Genomic DNA, 15,980 nt, shown 5'->3' with positions numbered 1-15,980 from the left:
CCGGTCAGCGCTGGTCCGAAACGACCCTGACGGTGACCGTCAGGCCTTCGATAGCAGTAACTCGCACCCGGTCGCCCTCGTGAACAGGGCTGTCGCTGACCGCGTTCCAGCGTTCACCGCTGAGACGGATATGGCCCCGATAGTGCCCCTGGTCCCCCGGGAAATCTTCCAGCGCCACGGCTTCCTCGTGGGTGATCTGCTCGGGCCCGCTCACCGGGTGCTGGCGACGAAGACCGATAAAACGGGTCACGGTCCAGAGGATAAAGCCGGCCGCCACTACGGCGGTGCCACCAATGGTTGGCAACGAGATGTCCCGGTGGCTGCCATCCATGAGGATCACCGAGCCGGTCACGAAGGCGACAATACCCCCCACCCCGAGGATGCCGAAGCTGGGCACAAAGGCCTCGCCCACGATAAACGCCAGCCCAAGGAGGATCAGTGCCAGTCCGGCATAGTTCACCGACAGCACCTGGAAGGCAAACAGCGCGAGGATCAGACAGATGGCGCCAATAACACCCGGCACCACTGCGCCGGGGTTGGCCAGCTCGAAGATAATCCCGTAGAAGCCGATGATCATCAGGAAATAGGCAACGTTGGGATCGGTAATCACCGACAGCAGGCGGGTACGCCAGTCCGGACCGGAACGGACAATCTCCAGATCGGCGGTTTGCAGGATGCGGTCCCCGGACGCCATGCGCACCGTTCGGCCATCAATCTGCTGCAGCAGGTCCCGGATGTTGGGAGAGACCACGTCAATGACGTTCCTGTTCAGGGCTTCGTCGGCGCCAAGATTCACCGCTTCACGGACCGCCTGCTCCGCCCAGTCGGCGTTACGTCCGTGGCGTTGGGCCAGTCCCCGGATGTAACTGACGGCATCTTCCAATACCTTGCGTTCCATGGCGGTGCCGCCACGACGCTTGCTGTCGCTGTCTTCCGTCTTTGGCGCGTCGTCCGGTGCCTCGGTTGCCGATTCGTCGCCGCTGCCGCTCTTGGGGTCGCCGGAATTCGGATCGTCCGCCGGCTCCGGACTGCCCGGCAAGCCGCCCATCTGCACCGGCGTTGCCGAGCCCAGGTTGGTGGCAGGCGCCATGGCGGCGATGTGACTGCCGTAGAGGATGTAGGTCCCGGCACTGGCGGCCCTTGCGCCCTGGGGTGACACGTAAGTGGCAACAGGCACGTCCGAGGCGAGGATCGCCTTGATGATATCCCGCATGGAATCCATCAGACCGCCCGGAGTATCCATTTCAATGATCACCAGGCCGTGACCCTCAGACTCCGCCCTGCGGATACCCCGGGTGACATAGTCCATGGTAGCAGGGCCAATCGCACCCTCGACAGTGAGCACCAGGGCGGTATCCGAAGAGGGTTGCTGGGCCAGGACGCGATGCGCCAGGGAAGCGAAGGCCATTACTGAACCGGCCAGAAGCACAAGTGCCCACAGCTTCAGGCGGCGGGTGTTCGGGCGTCTGCCGTCAGAAATACAGCCGCTGCTCCGGCTCATTTACCTTCTCCGGTGTTTTCTCCTCAACCGTCTTGTCGGCGGCCATCTGAGTAATGCGCTCACCGATCATGGTCGGCAGCCCATCGGCCTGGTCCACGGCAATCTCGATGGCCCCGCGCTTGACCTCAACCCCGGGGTGACGTTTCCGGAACGCTTCCACCTCTGCAAACACCTGCCGCCAGAGCCGGTCCCGGTCCTCACGGGGGTATTCTTCATGGGGGCGGTGTACCTCCAGCCAGACTTCGCCGTCGGAAAAGCCGATCTTGACCGGATCGTGCACCACCTGAACCGGCGTGCCCTTTTCAACCTGATAAACAAACCGGGAAATATCCTCGTTGTACATCCGGAAACAGCCGTGACTGACCGGCATGCCGACTCCGAACTGTTTGTTGGTGCCGTGGATCAGGTAGCCCTTCTCGCTGAGCAACAACGCGTGCGTGCCCAGGGGATTACCGGGGCCGGGCGGGATCATTCGGGGCAGGTATTCCCCGGCCGCCTCATACTCCGCACGTATGCTCGCCGGCGGGTACCAGGCCGGTGATTCCAGGGGCATGGTGACCTTGGCATCGGTCAGCGGCGAGGGGTTCTCGGCGGTGCCCACGCCCACCGGGTAGACCTGCACACCCTGGTCCGTGAAGTAATAAAGTCGGTATTCCGCAAGATTGATCACGATACCCTCACGCCGGGCATCGGGCAGAACGTACTGCCGCGGCAGGGTAATGGTGGTGCCCTCGCCAGGCAGCCAGGGATCCACCCCCGGGTTGGCTTTCACCAGCTCGAGATAACCCAGGGCCAGGCGATTGCCGATACCGGCAAAGGTATCCTCATAGCTGGTTTCGAAGACCCCCAGCTGGCCGGCCAGATCGCCGTCAATCGCAAAGGTGGGCACGCGCGGGCTACGGTCCGGCTGCTCTGGAGTGGCCTTGTCACCGGCGCCATTGGCCGACGGCTCCGCCATGCCGGTGCCAGCGAACACCAGAGCATGGGCCATGAAAAACAACGCTAGGATTCTGAACGACATAGCACACTTTCCGAAAACATCAGGTACCCGGGTACAGAGACAGGCATCCGTCTCAGGAGTTCATGTAAGTTGCCACCAGGGTCACAATGGCAAGCGCCACGAACAGCAGACTTGCGCCAATTCGCGCCATCGCCAGGGGCATCCGCTCCATCAGCCAGCGCCCAGCCATGATAACCGGTATATTGGCCAGTAGCATCCCCACGGTGGTGCCCAGTACCACCCAGAATGTCTCGGTAAACCGGGCAGCCAGTACCACAGTGGCAACCTGGGTCTTGTCGCCGATTTCGGCCAGGAAAAACATCACGGTGGTGGCCATGAACGCACCCATGCCCAGGAACCGGGAGTCGTCGCTGTCATCCTTGTCGGGGATCAGCAGCCACAGGGCAATGGCGACAAAACTGATGGCCAGGATCCATGGCAGCCAGGTATCCGGTATGAACGACGCAATCCAGGCACCCAGCCAGGCTGACAGCGCGTGGTTGAGAATGGTCGCAACCAGGATACCGAGAATGATCGGAAGGCGGGCGGCGTAACGGGCCACCAGGAACAGTGAGAGAAGTTGGGTCTTGTCGCCGATTTCCGCTATTGCAACGGCAACCGTTGAGGCGAGGAAAGCATCCATCAAGAAAACTCCAGGGCGGAAATCCAGACATGAGACAGCCCACCTTCCGCCCTACGGAGGTGCAGCCGCCTCAGGTCTTGCCAACTCCACCCAGTTGCCGGTGAAGCACGATAGCCATGGGGATTTGGCCCCAAGTATGTTGACTACCATCCGGCCGCAGTGACGATCCGGAGGCTACTCCCCTGAAGAGTGGTTCGCATGTTAATGAATTCGCCGCCCGCTCGCAAGCACCTGCCGGGCCGGGCTAGGCCCGCATGCGCCACACAGGGACCACCGCAAGGGACACGAACACCGCCACCAGCCACCAGGCCGAATGGAAGGCATTGATCGTTGGCAGGCCCGAGCTGTGCTCACCGAACTCAATGGTCAGGGCCACCAGATTCACCCCGAAGGCACCGCCGAGCTGACGCATGAAGTTGAGGGTACTCGAGCCGGCACCCAGCTCGCTGGATTCAAGCGGGTTCAGTGCGCCGGTCGACAGCGCCGGCAACATGAAGCCGATACCAATACGACCCAGCACGGTCCAGAACGCCAGCCACAGAAAGCCCAGCTCGAGGTCCGACAGGGCAAACAGCACTGCCGAGAGCGCAAACACGCCAATGCCAAAGGTCACGAGCATACGCGCGCTGTGTTTGTCCGCAAGGCGGCCCGCCAGCGGAAACACCATGCCCAGCACAATCCCGGCCGGCAGCATCATCAGACCGGCTTCCATGGCAGTAAAGCCCAGGGCGGTCTGCACGAACAGGGGCACCAGGTAGGTGGATCCGAACAGCGCCAGACCCAGGGCCATGGCCCCGAGACAGGCGCAAAGGAAGGCCGGTTTACGAAGCAGATTCAGATTGACCAGCGGGTGTGGGGTGAGGCGCTCACGCAGCACAAACAGCGTGAAGGACACCAGCACCAGCAAAGCCTCCACGGCAATACGGACTTCCTGGCCGCTGGCCGCCTGGAGCCGGTTAAGGGCGTCAAGGGCCAGCCCGATGGTGAGGCCCAGCAGCACCAGCCCCGGCAGGTCGAAGCGGTAAGGCGCTGGTCTGGACACCGGCAACGGCAGGAAGCGCCAGGCCATGGCTACGCCAATCAGGGTCACCGGCGCCGGTGCGAACATCACGTAACGCCAGTCCAGCTGGTCCACCAGAAAACCGCCCAGTACCGGACCCAGTGCCGGCGCCAGTATCACGCCCATGCCATAGATGCCCATGGCCTGGCCGCGTCGGTTCCGGGGGAAAATCCGGAAAACCAGGTACATCCCCATGGGCTGCATCAGCCCGGCCATGGCGCCCTGGCCAATACGAGCCAAAATCAGCTGCTCAGGGGTCGCGGCAAAACCGCCCACGATCGAGATCAGGGTGAACACCGCCATGGCCGAGGCCAGCGTCTTGCGAACGCCGAAATGATCCAGCAGCCAGGAAGAGGCGAGCATGGTGGTGGTCATGGCAGCAATGAACCCGGTAGCCAGCCAGTGCACCTGGCCCTGACGGATACCGAATTCCACCATGATGTCGTGCAGCGCCACGTTGACCACCGTGGCACTGAGCACCGTTGCCATGGTGCCGGTCATCACGGTGATCACCGCCAGCCAGCGCCAGCGCTCTCCGTAACGGGCCCTCAGGCCTTCGACCGAGTTATCCGCCAAGGGTTACTTCTGCTTTTCCGCGTTTTCCAGAATCTTGTTGAAGACCTTCACGGTGCATTCGATGTCCTTGTCGCTGATGCCTTCGAGCATTTCTTCCCGAAGCCGCTCTGCGCGCTCTGACAGCTCATCCATGAAATTCCGTCCGGCCTTGGTCAGGTGCAGGCGCCGGGCCCGGCGGTCGTTCGGACAGGGTCGGCGCTCAATCAGCCCCTGCTGTTCGAGACTGTCCAGCAGTCGCACCAGGGTCGGGTTCTCGATGGCCATCAGACTGGCAAGTTCCCGCTGGGTCAGGCCTTCACCGCCTTTCTCCAGATACACCATGGTGCTCCAGCGGGCCTGGGTGACGCCCAGATCCTTCAGGCGCTCATCAAGCATTTTTCTCCAGCGACGGGTGACTCGCGCCACCGCAAAAGGGAACTGGTCTCTCATGGTTCTCTGCTCCTGAAACAGGCCGCTTCCGGCGCTTGGGCGCTACGTGTGGGCCATTAACTCACATTATCGGAAAGTTACCAATAGTATGCTAACCATTGAAATAAAAACAGATGTGGAAGTAAATACAAATCGGGAAAAACCGAAGTGCGTCAGCTGGCCTGACGCAGCTCCTCCTCGAGTTCCACTGCCTCGGTTGCTGCGTGGAACTCGTTGTTGCGGGGATCGATCTCGGTAAGCACCGGCGAGGTCTCCGGCATGGCGGGTACAAAGTGCTCCTGATCCTCCACCGCAACATCGTCGGTATGGCTGATCCGGTAACTGGTAATCAGGGCCAGCAGTACCAGGAATCCGGCATTGCCCACAAACAGCCCCTTGGGTCCCAGGAGATTGATCAGCTCGGCCATGGCCACCGGTCCAATCACGCTGCCAACACCATAGCTGAGCAGCAGGGTGGCACTGGCGGCCACAATACGGCTGCTCTCCATGCGGTCGTTGGTAATTGCCACGGCAATTGGATACAAGGTCGCGGACAGGCCCGTGAACAAACCCACCAGCAGGGTGAGCATCCACAGATTGGCAGCGCCCAGCACCGCCACCGCGCCCGCGGCACTGGCCGCAAACGCCGCCACCCAGAACATCACCCGGCGCCGGTCAAAGCGGTCACACAGGCGCCCCAGGGGCCAGGCCAGAATCATGGCGGCGACAATGGCACTGGCCATGAAGGTCGAGGTACGGGCCACATCCAGCCCCACCAGGGTCGCGTACACCGGACCCAGCGCATAGAACCCACCGATCATGATGCCGCAGATGAGCGATCCGGCCACGCCGGTGAAGGACTCCCTGGCCAGGGTGAAAATTGAAATGCGCTGGACCTGCTCGATCACCGGCGCTTCCATTCGGGTCAGCGACAGGGGTACCAGAGCCAGCACCAGCAGGATGGCGGCAATGGAGAAAGGCATGAAGTTGGCAGGGTCGCCAATATTCACGATCAGCTGCCCACCGGCCGCCGAGGTGTAGAACACAATCTGGTAGACGGCGAACAGGGCGCCGCGATTGGCGTTGGTGGCGCGGCTGGAAAACCAGCTTTCAATCACCACCAGCACACCGGCAATACTGAAACCGGAAATGACCCGCAGCGCCGCCCAGAAAATTTCCGAAACAGCCATCGGGTACAGCAGGGACGCTACCGCCGCCATGGCGGCAAACGCGGCAAAAGCACGGATGTGGCCAACACGGCCGATAATCCGGTGAACGTACAGCGTGCCCAGCACAAAGCCGATGGAATAGCACACCAGAATCCAGCCAATGATATCGGGCGAGACTGCCTCGATACTCAGACGGATACCGAGCAGGGTCATCAGAAAAGCGTTGCCACTCACCAGCAGAACAATGCTGAGAATCAGGGCAGACAGGGAAGTGACCATTCGGGTCATTGCAAGCAACTCCGGGCAGTACGGAACGGGTTTCGGACGATGACAGACACAATAGCAGCAAGCACCGGACTTTGCCGCGCGGTATTAGACCAGCCCGCGGCCCGCAAGCCACTAGGCACTTCCCGAAACCCGTTAACCACGTCACAAAAACTCTCGAAGGCTGTCGTAGAGCGGTTTGACAGGGTTTTACATTAATGTGCCGTAACAGACCCTGCGTGCTGGAGCAGGTAACATAATCCGCGAGCTATTCATTGGACCGTGAGCGCCTGGTTATGAAAAAAACGGACTGGCCCATCCGCTGGGATCTCCTGCTTCGCTATCGACTGATCGAAACCGTTGCCCTGTGGGAAGGTCGACTGACCACCAATCACATCTGCCACAGCTTCGGGATTGGCCGGCAGCAGGCGTCCAAGGACATCAACACCTATCTTCGGGAGCTGGCTCCCGGCAACCTGGTCTACGACCGGCATCTCAAAGGCTACGTTCCGGCTGCCAAATTCCGGCCGGTGGTCACGCGGGGGCTGGTCAATGAATACCTGGACCTGCTTGCCCGCCAACAGAACCTGAGCAACACCTTCGAGTCTCTCAACATCGGCCTGCCGGACAGCACCGTGGTTCAGGGACCAAACCGGGTGATTGCACCGGAAACCATGCGGGCAGTCGTAACGGCCACCCGTTACGGCCGGCAACTGCGGGCCAGCTACGCTTCCCTGAGCCGCCCGGAAGCGGTTGAGAGCATCCTCGAGCCCCACACCCTGGTATGCGCCGGAAACGCCTGGCACCTGAGGGCCTGGTGTGAATCCAACCGCGAGTTCCGGGATTTTGCCCTGAGTCGGTTCCGCACGTCACCGGAGGCCCTCAGGCAGCGGGCAAGACACACCCGGCAACAGGACGACGACTGGAATCGGGAAGTCACCCTGGTGATCCTGCCCGATCAGCGCCTCACCGAGGCACAGCAGGATATCATCGCCCGGGACTACGGCATGGAGCGTGGCCGCCTGGAAATCGACACCCGCGCTGCCCTGGCGCCCTATGTGCTGTCCCGGCTGGGCATCACCTTTGACAACCAGCATCCGGACCCGTTGATCCAGCAGCTGGAGCTGGCCAACCCCGATCAGCTGGGCTTCGGCAGCAAGCGCGAACGAGCACTCAAAGCCGTAGCCGGCCTGTCCTGATTGGCCTGCCCCAGTCGACCGATGTGATCTCACCGATCCTCCTTTTCCGCGCAGCGCTCGCCCTGGCCACAGGGCTGCTGCCGTCGGTGGGGCTGGCGGAACCCACCTGCGGGCGCCCAGCTACTCCCATAGCCACTGTCCAGGGCCATGGCCCCGCCTCACCCATGGTCGGTCAGACCGTTACCGTGGAGGGCATTATTACGCTGGATTCGCGAATCGAGGGCGGCTTCGGAGGTTTTTACCTGCAACAGTCGGATTCCGAGGCAGATCAGGATCCACGGACCTCCGAAGCCCTGTTCGTCTACACCAGGCGCAAGGCGGGAAAGCCCGGCAACCGGCTCCGGGTGACCGGCACGGTGAAGGAATTTCACGGCCTGACCGAGCTGGTGTCGACAAAGGAAGTGGCAGTCTGCGGCCCGGCACCCATGCCTGAGCCAATCGTGGTGACCCTGCCCTGGAGCCAGCCGCCAGAGCAGCTCGAAAATATGCGGGTACGCTTTGCCGAGCCCCTCACCATCGTCGACAACTACAATCTGACCCGCTACGGAGAGCTGACTCTGGCCGCAACCGATCAGGTTCAGCCCACCGAACTCCACCCGCCCGGCCCGGCAGCCCTGGCGCTTTCCGAGCAGCAGAAGCGACACCGGGTGCACCTGGACGATAACCGGGCACTGCGCAATCCCCGACCCGTACCCTGGCCCCCGGAGGGCCTGTCCTTTGCCACGACCGTGCGCGCCGGTGATCGCATCCGGAATCTGGCGGGCGTGCTCGACTTCCGCTTCGACGCCTGGCGGGTACAGCCCGAGTCGCCACCGGTCTTCGTCAATGCCAATCCCCGGCCGGCGGTCCCTGAACGCCCGCCCGAGGCAACCGTACGGATCATGGCCCTGAACCTGGCCAACTACTTCAATGGCGACGGCCGTGGGCAGGGCTTCCCGACCCCCAGGGGCGCAGACACCGAAGCTGCCTTTCGCCAGCAGCAGGGGCGACTGGTCAGGGCCCTTCTGGCCCCCGACCCCGACATCCTGGCGGTGACTGAACTGGAAAACGACGGCTATGGTGCAGACAGCGCAATCGCCGGCCTGGCAAAGGCCCTGGGAGAGCCGTGGCAGTTTGTACGCACCCCCGGCGGCGACGGCGATGACGCCATCCGCACCGCCCTGCTGTTCCGGGCAGACCGTGTACGCACCCTTGGCCCGGCCCAACGCCTGGCCCGCGGCCCGTTCCAGTCCAGAGGTCGGCCACCCCTCACCCAGGTGTTCCGGCCTTCCGGGGGTGACGCCAGTTTCCGGGTGATTGTGCCCCATCTGAAATCGAAATCCTGTCGGGGCGCCCGGGGCGCTAACCAGGATCAGGCCGACGGTCAGGGCTGTTACGCGCAGCGACGGGCAGAAGAAGCCCGGGCCCTGGCCGACTGGGCAGCGACACTCCCCGTTCCGCAGGGCTCGGCAGGCACACTGATTGCCGGCGATCTCAACAGCTACGCCCGGGAATGGCCACTTGCCATCCTGGAAGACGCCGGCTTCGCCAGCGCGGTCCATAGCCAACACGGCTGTACCGCCAGCGAATGCCCGCATTACAGCTATCGATACCGGGGAGCCAAAGGCAGCCTCGACTATGCTCTGATTTCCCGGTCACTGAGCAACCGCATGGTCAGGGCCCAAACCTGGCTGATCAACGCTGATGAACCACCAGCCCTCGGATACCGGGGTGACCTGGCAGGCAGCGGCGACGCACCCTGGCGCTCCTCCGACCACAACCCCGTTATACTCGATCTTCAACTGTAAGCGCCGGGACGCTCGCTCTGATGCCGATCCCGGACTGGCATTGGGGCCAACGTACCTCGCCACTGCAAAGGTAAACTGGCCGGACGACCCATAACTTCTGGTGGTTTTCCTATGCAGATTCCCGCACCCAACCTATGGCCCGCTGCCCGCACAGGCCAACGCCTGCTGGTCGGCGCCCGCCGTCGCGAAACCACAGTAGATGGTCACCGACTGGTGTTCCTTGAACGGGGCAAGCCCGGCGACGGCGTACCCACCGTTGTTCTGGTTCATGGTTTTGCTGCCATGAAGGAGAACTGGGCCCTTTGGCTCCAGACGTTGCCCAGGCACTGGCACCTGTTGGTTCCCGACCTGCCCGGCTTCGGCGAGAGCAGTTACCACAGCGACGCCAGCTACCGGTATGAGACCCAGGCCAGCCGCCTGCAGCAGTGGCTGGCGCGAGTGCCAACGGACAACCTGCACCTGGCCGGCAGCTCCATGGGTGGCGCCATTGTGGCGGTTCTTGCCCACCGGCTGGCTCCGGCGCCCCGATCCGTCACCCTGCTGAACAGTGCCGGCATCCCCGAGCACGCTGACGTGGATGTGACGGCGCCGGTGCAATCCGACCGGGACGACATCCTGATCCCCCGGGACTGGAAAGGCGTCTACCGGATGTTCAACAGCGTCGGTACGGGCAAGCCCTCGCTGTCCGCCCTTGCCATGGCCGGCCTGCTTGGCCCGGATCTTCTGGACCGAACGCCGGCCCTGCGGCACATATTCAACGACATGCTGGCAGACGGGTTCGCACCCGTGCGCTACCTGGGTCCAAAGACCTCGCCACTTCAGGTGCAGTGGGGCGATCGCGATGTGATCACACCCACCCGTTGCGTGGACTGGTTCCAGTCGGCAACCCCCCATGCCGAAATCCATATGTTCCGGGGCATCGGGCACCTGCCCATGCTGGAAACGCCCTGGCGCTCGGCCGCCGTTCTCAAACGCTTTGTTCAGTATCACAGCCGGTAGGTCAAGCGCCCGGGCCCTATGGTAATTGGCCTTTCGGGCCATTCGCTCCGTCAACCCGGTCATGGGGGAAACGCACCGAACAGGCCATAATCCTCAGAACTACGCCGTTGGCGACATAACAAGAACAGAACCAGACGAGGAATTCCCCATGCGCGCCTCCGTTTCAACCGCACAGGACCTGGGCATGCCGGCCATCTACCTGCATCTGCTGGCCGAGCTGCTCCGCAGTATCGGCGTGGACGAGCAGGACCTTCTGCTCCGGGTCGGCCTGGATCCGGCCAGGCTGGAGTCCACCGATCTTCGGGTGAGCCAGCCCCAGGCCAGTGAATTCGTCACCCGGGCCATTATCGAGAGTGGCGAGCCGGGCCTCGGCATTCTGCTGGCGAAGGAGCTGAAGCTGCCACTGCACGGCGCCCTTGGCACCGCCGTCATGAGCAGCCGCACGCTGGGCGATGCCCTGGAACTGATGACCCGCTACCTGACCCTGCGAGTGCCACACCTGCAGGTTCGCAAGCGGGAAAACGCCGGCCTGGCCTGCTACCAGGTTACCTGCGACGTGGACCTTGGCCCCCTGCACGGATTCATCATGGACGCCATGCTGTTCGGCTGCGTGTCCATGGGCGCCCAGCTCACCGGTTCGGTGGTGGACGGCCTGAAGATACTCCGCCGCGGTCCTGAGCCGGCCTATTTCCGCCGGTTCCGTTCACAGATCCCGGTGCCGGTGGAATTTGACGCGACCGAGAATGCGCTGGTTGTGCCCGCTGCACGCCTGGCGCTGCCAGTCCGGTTCACCGACGACCAGCTGGCCGCGTCTTCCCGGGCACAATGCGAGGAAGCCCTGCGACAGCTGACCGAGGACGCCGGCTTTTCCTGCCGGGTCAGGCGTGTGATCGAGACCAGCCACCCGTTCCCGCCCAAGCTGGCGAGGGTCGCCGGCACCCTGTTTGTCTCCGAGCGCACCCTGAAGCGGCGGCTGCAGGAAGAGCAGGCCAGTTTTCAGCAACTGGTGGACGAGGTAAGACTGGAGCGAGCCGGGGACCTGCTTCGTAACTCGGGCCTGAACCTGAGCCAGATTGCCGATGCCCTCGGCTATGCCGACGCCGCCAACTTTACCCGGGCCTTCAAGCGCTGGACCGGCACCAGTCCGAGCCAGTACCGGACTCAGGCCGACCGATCCGAAGCGCCGGCTCAACAGGCACTGGCGGCGGATTAGCGATCAATCGATACCGACAATCTTGTGCATCTGCAGGGTCAGGCGCCACTGTGGATGCGCCAGGCAGTAGTCGGTGGCCAGGCGGGTGTTGCTCTGTTTGATTTCGTCCCGACCAGACGCCGGTACCGACGGCGATGCCATGGGTGACAGAAAATAGTGCCGGGCCCGAATCGACAGGAACCGCTCGGGCGGGGCCAGCGGTTGCGGGTAGACCAGCTTGAGTTCGTCGCAATCGTGGATCACCACCTCGGCATCGGCCTTGGGGCTGACACACAGCCAGTCAATGCCTTCGGGGGCGGGCAGAGTGCCGTTGGTCTCAACCCCCACCTCCAGACCCTGGCGGTGGAAGGCATCAATCAGCGCCCCGTCGAGTTGCAGCAGCGGTTCACCACCGGTACAGACCACGTAGGGGCGACCATCGGCTTCCGGCCACAGGCCCCGGATGTGGCGCGCCAGGGCCTCGGCCGTTTCAAAACGACCACCGTTCTGGCCATCGGTGCCAACAAAATCGGTATCACAGAAGTTGCACACAGCCCCGGCACGGTCCTTTTCACGACCGGTCCACAGGTTGCACTTGCTGAAACGGCAGAACACCGCCGCACGGCCTGCCTGGGCACCCTCGCCCTGGAGCGTGTAGAAGGCTTCCTTGACCCGGTACATCAGTGCGCCACCTCGTAGTCCAGTGGATCCGTCACCCCGTTGGCGGCGAAGGCCTCCAGGCGCTCAACGCAGGAGCCGCAGCGGCCGCAGGCCTGCTCGCGGCCGTTGTAGCAGGTCCAGGTGTGGCGGTAATCAAGCCCGAGGCGGAGCCCTTCCGCCAGTATCTGCCCCTTGTCCATGGCCATGAACGGCGCCTCGATGGCCACCGCTTCGTAATTGGCGATGCGACAGACCGCATCCATTTTCGCCACGAATTCCGGACGGCAGTCCGGATAGATGGCATGGTCCCCGCCATGGGCCCCGTACCAGACGGCACTGGCACCCACGGTTACCGCGTAGCCGGTGGCCAGGGACAGCAGGATCATGTTGCGGTTGGGCACCACGGTGGCCTTCATGCTGTCTTCCTGATAATGCCCTTCGGGCACCTTCAGATCCGACGTCAGTGACGATCCGGCCATGACCACCTCGCTCATGGCGCGAATGTCGATGGTCTGGTGGGGAATGCCATGGGCCTCGCACACCGACCGGGCGCAATCGAGTTCGCGCACGTGGCGCTGGCCGTAATTGAAGGACAGGGCATGTACCTGATAGCCCCGGCTGCGAGCCAGGTGCAGCAAGGTGTAGGAGTCCATACCTCCGGAATAGATTACAACCACGGTGTCAGTCATTCGGGCTCCCCGTATGGTGCGCTTGGGTTCTGGGTGGTTTACTGTCGCGTCCCGTGTCGGACGCTGTCATCGGGCTTTTACATCGAGTGGACATATTGTAACAGTGCACGCACAGGTTCGGTTCGCGTCTCGGGTTCGGGGCGGGTAAACTCGGCTAAAAAACAACGGATCAACTACACTGGCGCCATGACCACGACACGCCCGGCATTCATCGACTTCGAGGCCTCCAGCCTCGACCTGATCGCGAGCTATCCGATTGAGGTAGGCATCTGCATGCCGGACGGAACCCTGCACAGCTGGCTGATCTGCCCCCACGTGCTCTGGCAGGACTGGTCGGACAGTGCCGAACAGATCCACGGCATTACCCGGGAAACTCTTGAGGCAGAGGGTACGCCGGTCAGCGAAGTGGCGCAGGCGCTCAATGAGCTGCTGCCCGACCAGGTGTTCTGCGACGCCTGGACGTTTGACAGCTTCTGGCTGCACCGACTGTTCCGGGCGGCCCGCATTCGCCCTCAGTTCCAGCTGGAATCCATCTCGGTGTTACTCAACGCACGCCAGGTCCGGCAATGGTCGGCCATGCGTCAACAGGTCATCGGCGAGCTGGGCTTGCCGGTACACCGCGCAGCCAATGACGCCCTGATCCTGCACAAAACCTGGGAGCGGATGACCATCGAGGGGGAATCCGTCGCGTCAGTGGCGGGTCAGGACCGTCAGGCCTGACCTGCATCCAGCGCAGCCCCTCAATGCCGGGCGCGCCGCACCCGCAGGGCGAGCACTTCCAGACCATCCCGCAGGGTGTTGAGCGTCCAGTAGCTCACCAGGGCCATCAATCCCGCGCCAATCACGGTAAACGCCAGGTTTTCGCCGACGACCTGCTCCCGGGCAATCAGCAGGTACACGCCCAGGGCTAATACCAGGGCAACTTCGACGAGGGCATGGGAATGAAATTTTCTGCGTGCTAATCCGGGGTCTTCGGACATGATGTTCGGTTTCAACCTCTGAGCTTGGCGATTCAAAATGCTTAGGGTGCGAATTATCGCCCGAACAGAGCCGGAACGCAGTACGAAGTACCGGCTACGAGGTTTCCACTACGCAAAAAAAAACGCAGCCCAATGGGCTGCGTAGAAAGGAGAGATCCATCAACTGCCTGGCGCGGCAGGCAGTCGGGATTGCACAACGTAAAACACGTGACGCTGCAAATTATGGCAAGCCGTCCGAACACCGTCTGTAGGGGATTGCCGAAGAGCGCGGCCTATTGCAAAAGGTCAGAGAGCCTATACACTGAGAGTCGAACCGAAACACCAGAGCCGATATGACCAGAATGATTCCACAGAGCATTGTTTACGCCACAGCAGGCCGCCGCGCAGCGCAGTCTGTTCGTGCCATGGTGAAAGACATCTAACGGCTTTCGGTCAGTCCCGGGAGCCTTCGCAGCGACCGGGCCAGCTTCTCCGCGAAACCCCGGTTGCCTTCGGCTCCGGGGTTTTTGTTTTTGCAGCCGCAAAACGACAAGGAGAACATCATGAGAAGACATCCGACCACTCGCGCAGCGAACCAGCCCATGACCAACCGCCAGGGCCCGATCAAGCGTCCGGAAAAGCTGCCGCTGCTGGATGCGATCTGCAAGAAACTCAATCAACGCGTCAATCTGGATGACGAGCAGCGGGTGCTGGGCGTGTACGAGCGGGGCTGGATTTTCAAAGGGGTACTGGGCAACCTGAACGACTCGGAAGCGCGGTATGTCCGGGCCCTGGCCACCCGTTACAACTCCTGGATTGCCAAACAGGTCGCCTGACGCTTTCGCTCAGGCATCAAGAGTCTGAACCGGTCAGTGGCGCCGGTTCAGGCCCTGCATCAGCGCCATGTCTCCGCCGTGCACCATGGCGTAATTGTTGACCACATCGTGAATTTTCTCCTGGGAATAGGGTTTCACCACGTAGCCGTTGGCGCCGGCACTGATCGCCCGCTGGATACTTTCGATGGAATCGTCGGCCGTCACCAGCACGATGTGCTGCTGTTCCCGGGCAGCCTTGAATTCCCCCATCAACTCATGACCATCACCGTCCGGAAGACCCAGATCCAGCAGAATAATGTGGTATTCACCGGCAGCAAAAGCCGCCCTGGCCGAAGCCGCATCCACGCATTCCTTCACCCGGGTGGCGCCGGCCTCATAAAGCATCCTCACCAGCCGCTCCCGCATCAACGGTTCGTCTTCCACAACCAGTACACTCAAATCTGTCATTGAGTCACTCCTGTCAAACTGTTGGGTCATTGCCCGTGCGGCGCGGCAGGTCGAGCGGCACCGGGCGATTCCGGCCTGCATTCGTCTGATCCCGCTCGGACTCTGGCTCGTCGGAGTCGGCAGCGGTGGCATGATCACCGAAGCGAGTCAGCAGATTACTGATACTCACGGCCGTGGTATAGAGGGAGATGGCAATGATCAGCAGGACCGGCTGGACGAAGGTGACGAATCCCGGCACGTCCGTGCTTCCCAGAATACTGAGGATCAGAATAATGGCCGGGCCCAGCACCAGGAACAGGGTGAGGGCAATGAAGAAAACAATCCGTTCCTTGTATCGGCCCAGATCACGATTGGTGACCAGGCCCAGAACAAACTTGCCGATGGCCAGGCCGGCGAGAATGGCCGCCGCGATGCTCAGGTCCGGTCGCAACAGGGCCTCGTAGAGACGGCCTTCCCACAGGCGCTGCATCCCGATCACCAGGAACGGGAAAAGCACGAACAGGATGTCCGCGTAGGTTCCGTACATCATGCTCAGGGACTGGTGTTCTTTACGTTCCGGCAGATCACTCATGGGCTGGTTCCTTGGTTTTC

General features: G+C 62.3%; 17 protein-coding genes and 1 riboswitch. Of the genes, 6 read left to right on the top strand and 11 right to left on the bottom strand.

Translation table 11 applies throughout. From position 1 onward, the window contains the following. Nucleotides 1-4: 4 nt before the first annotated feature. The 6 genes from AC0J1C_RS00565 to AC0J1C_RS00540 form a co-directional block, all read right to left on the bottom strand. Nucleotides 5-1,501, bottom strand: a complete 1,497-nt coding sequence (locus tag AC0J1C_RS00565; RefSeq protein ID WP_473045111.1) for an NfeD family protein — start codon at nucleotides 1,499-1,501, stop codon at nucleotides 5-7. Further along, the gene (locus tag AC0J1C_RS00560; protein ID WP_375191636.1) at nucleotides 1,473-2,459 is read right to left on the bottom strand and encodes a L,D-transpeptidase family protein; all 987 of its coding nucleotides are present in this window, start codon (nucleotides 2,457-2,459) and stop codon (nucleotides 1,473-1,475) included. Before AC0J1C_RS00560 ends, AC0J1C_RS00565 begins: the two co-directional genes overlap by 29 nt. A 115-nt stretch (nucleotides 2,460-2,574) precedes the next feature. Beyond that, complete coding sequence (locus AC0J1C_RS00555) at nucleotides 2,575-3,144, bottom strand: TMEM165/GDT1 family protein (protein WP_375191605.1); 570 nt, start codon at nucleotides 3,142-3,144, stop codon at nucleotides 2,575-2,577. 6 nt (nucleotides 3,145-3,150) lie between these two features. Further along, nucleotides 3,151-3,337: riboswitch (yybP-ykoY riboswitch) on the bottom strand. A 51-nt stretch (nucleotides 3,338-3,388) separates the two neighbouring features. Beyond that, nucleotides 3,389-4,780: a DHA2 family efflux MFS transporter permease subunit gene (locus tag AC0J1C_RS00550; protein ID WP_473045110.1), complete on the bottom strand. Its 1,392-nt coding sequence runs from the start codon at nucleotides 4,778-4,780 to the stop codon at nucleotides 3,389-3,391. Between the two features lie 3 nt (nucleotides 4,781-4,783). After that, nucleotides 4,784-5,209: a MarR family transcriptional regulator gene (locus AC0J1C_RS00545; protein ID WP_091989504.1), complete on the bottom strand. Its 426-nt coding sequence runs from the start codon at nucleotides 5,207-5,209 to the stop codon at nucleotides 4,784-4,786. Between the two features lie 152 nt (nucleotides 5,210-5,361). Then, nucleotides 5,362-6,645, bottom strand: coding sequence for an MFS transporter (locus AC0J1C_RS00540; RefSeq protein ID WP_375191607.1), 1,284 nt, complete (start codon nucleotides 6,643-6,645; stop codon nucleotides 5,362-5,364). Between the two features lie 272 nt (nucleotides 6,646-6,917). On the opposite strand from AC0J1C_RS00540, the gene AC0J1C_RS00535 reads away from it, so the two are divergent. The 4 genes from AC0J1C_RS00535 to AC0J1C_RS00520 all read left to right on the top strand — a co-directional run bounded on the left by AC0J1C_RS00535 (nucleotide 6,918) and on the right by AC0J1C_RS00520 (nucleotide 11,819). Next, nucleotides 6,918-7,820: a helix-turn-helix transcriptional regulator gene (locus AC0J1C_RS00535; RefSeq protein ID WP_375191608.1), complete on the top strand. Its 903-nt coding sequence runs from the start codon at nucleotides 6,918-6,920 to the stop codon at nucleotides 7,818-7,820. A 23-nt stretch (nucleotides 7,821-7,843) separates the two neighbouring features. After that, the gene (locus tag AC0J1C_RS00530) at nucleotides 7,844-9,607 is read left to right on the top strand and encodes an ExeM/NucH family extracellular endonuclease (RefSeq protein WP_375191609.1); all 1,764 of its coding nucleotides are present in this window, start codon (nucleotides 7,844-7,846) and stop codon (nucleotides 9,605-9,607) included. A gap of 111 nt (nucleotides 9,608-9,718) precedes the next feature. Then, a complete protein-coding gene (locus tag AC0J1C_RS00525; protein ID WP_375191610.1) occupies nucleotides 9,719-10,606 on the top strand; it encodes an alpha/beta fold hydrolase in 888 nt (295 codons plus the stop codon). A 148-nt stretch (nucleotides 10,607-10,754) separates the two neighbouring features. After that, a complete protein-coding gene (locus AC0J1C_RS00520) occupies nucleotides 10,755-11,819 on the top strand; it encodes an AraC family transcriptional regulator (RefSeq protein ID WP_375191611.1) in 1,065 nt (354 codons plus the stop codon). A gap of 3 nt (nucleotides 11,820-11,822) precedes the next feature. Here the strand turns inward: AC0J1C_RS00520 and queE are convergent, their stop codons facing one another. Continuing rightward, nucleotides 11,823-12,479, bottom strand: a complete 657-nt coding sequence (queE, locus tag AC0J1C_RS00515; RefSeq protein WP_375191612.1) for a 7-carboxy-7-deazaguanine synthase — start codon at nucleotides 12,477-12,479, stop codon at nucleotides 11,823-11,825. After that, entirely contained in the window at nucleotides 12,479-13,147 is a 669-nt protein-coding gene (gene queC / locus AC0J1C_RS00510; RefSeq protein ID WP_375191613.1) for a 7-cyano-7-deazaguanine synthase QueC, read from the bottom strand. Before queC ends, queE begins: the two co-directional genes overlap by 1 nt. Nucleotides 13,148-13,333: 186 nt before the next feature. Between queC and AC0J1C_RS00505 the strand changes: the two genes are divergently transcribed. Beyond that, nucleotides 13,334-13,867 (top strand): hypothetical protein, encoded by a 534-nt coding sequence (locus tag AC0J1C_RS00505; protein ID WP_375191614.1) that lies wholly within the window; start codon nucleotides 13,334-13,336, stop codon nucleotides 13,865-13,867. 20 nt (nucleotides 13,868-13,887) lie between these two features. On the opposite strand, the gene AC0J1C_RS00500 is transcribed toward AC0J1C_RS00505, so the two are convergent. After that, nucleotides 13,888-14,127, bottom strand: a complete 240-nt coding sequence (locus AC0J1C_RS00500; protein ID WP_375191615.1) for a hypothetical protein — start codon at nucleotides 14,125-14,127, stop codon at nucleotides 13,888-13,890. A gap of 542 nt (nucleotides 14,128-14,669) precedes the next feature. Between AC0J1C_RS00500 and AC0J1C_RS00495 the strand changes: the two genes are divergently transcribed. Beyond that, entirely contained in the window at nucleotides 14,670-14,942 is a 273-nt protein-coding gene (locus AC0J1C_RS00495; protein ID WP_375191616.1) for a hypothetical protein, read from the top strand. A 33-nt stretch (nucleotides 14,943-14,975) separates the two neighbouring features. Here AC0J1C_RS00495 and AC0J1C_RS00490 read toward each other — a convergent pair whose 3' ends face one another. Together AC0J1C_RS00490 and AC0J1C_RS00485 are read right to left on the bottom strand one after the other, a co-directional pair. Continuing rightward, on the bottom strand, nucleotides 14,976-15,389 hold the full coding sequence (locus tag AC0J1C_RS00490) for a response regulator (protein WP_473045108.1): 414 nt from the start codon (nucleotides 15,387-15,389) through the stop codon (nucleotides 14,976-14,978). A 13-nt stretch (nucleotides 15,390-15,402) separates the two neighbouring features. Beyond that, the gene (locus tag AC0J1C_RS00485; protein WP_375191618.1) at nucleotides 15,403-15,960 is read right to left on the bottom strand and encodes a hypothetical protein; all 558 of its coding nucleotides are present in this window, start codon (nucleotides 15,958-15,960) and stop codon (nucleotides 15,403-15,405) included. Between the last annotated feature and the right edge of the window lie 20 nt (nucleotides 15,961-15,980).

It is taken from the genome of Marinobacter sp. E2 (assembly GCF_055755345.1).
Note: the sequence above shows the minus strand (reverse complement) of the source record. Positions and strands in the feature narration are given on the sequence as shown.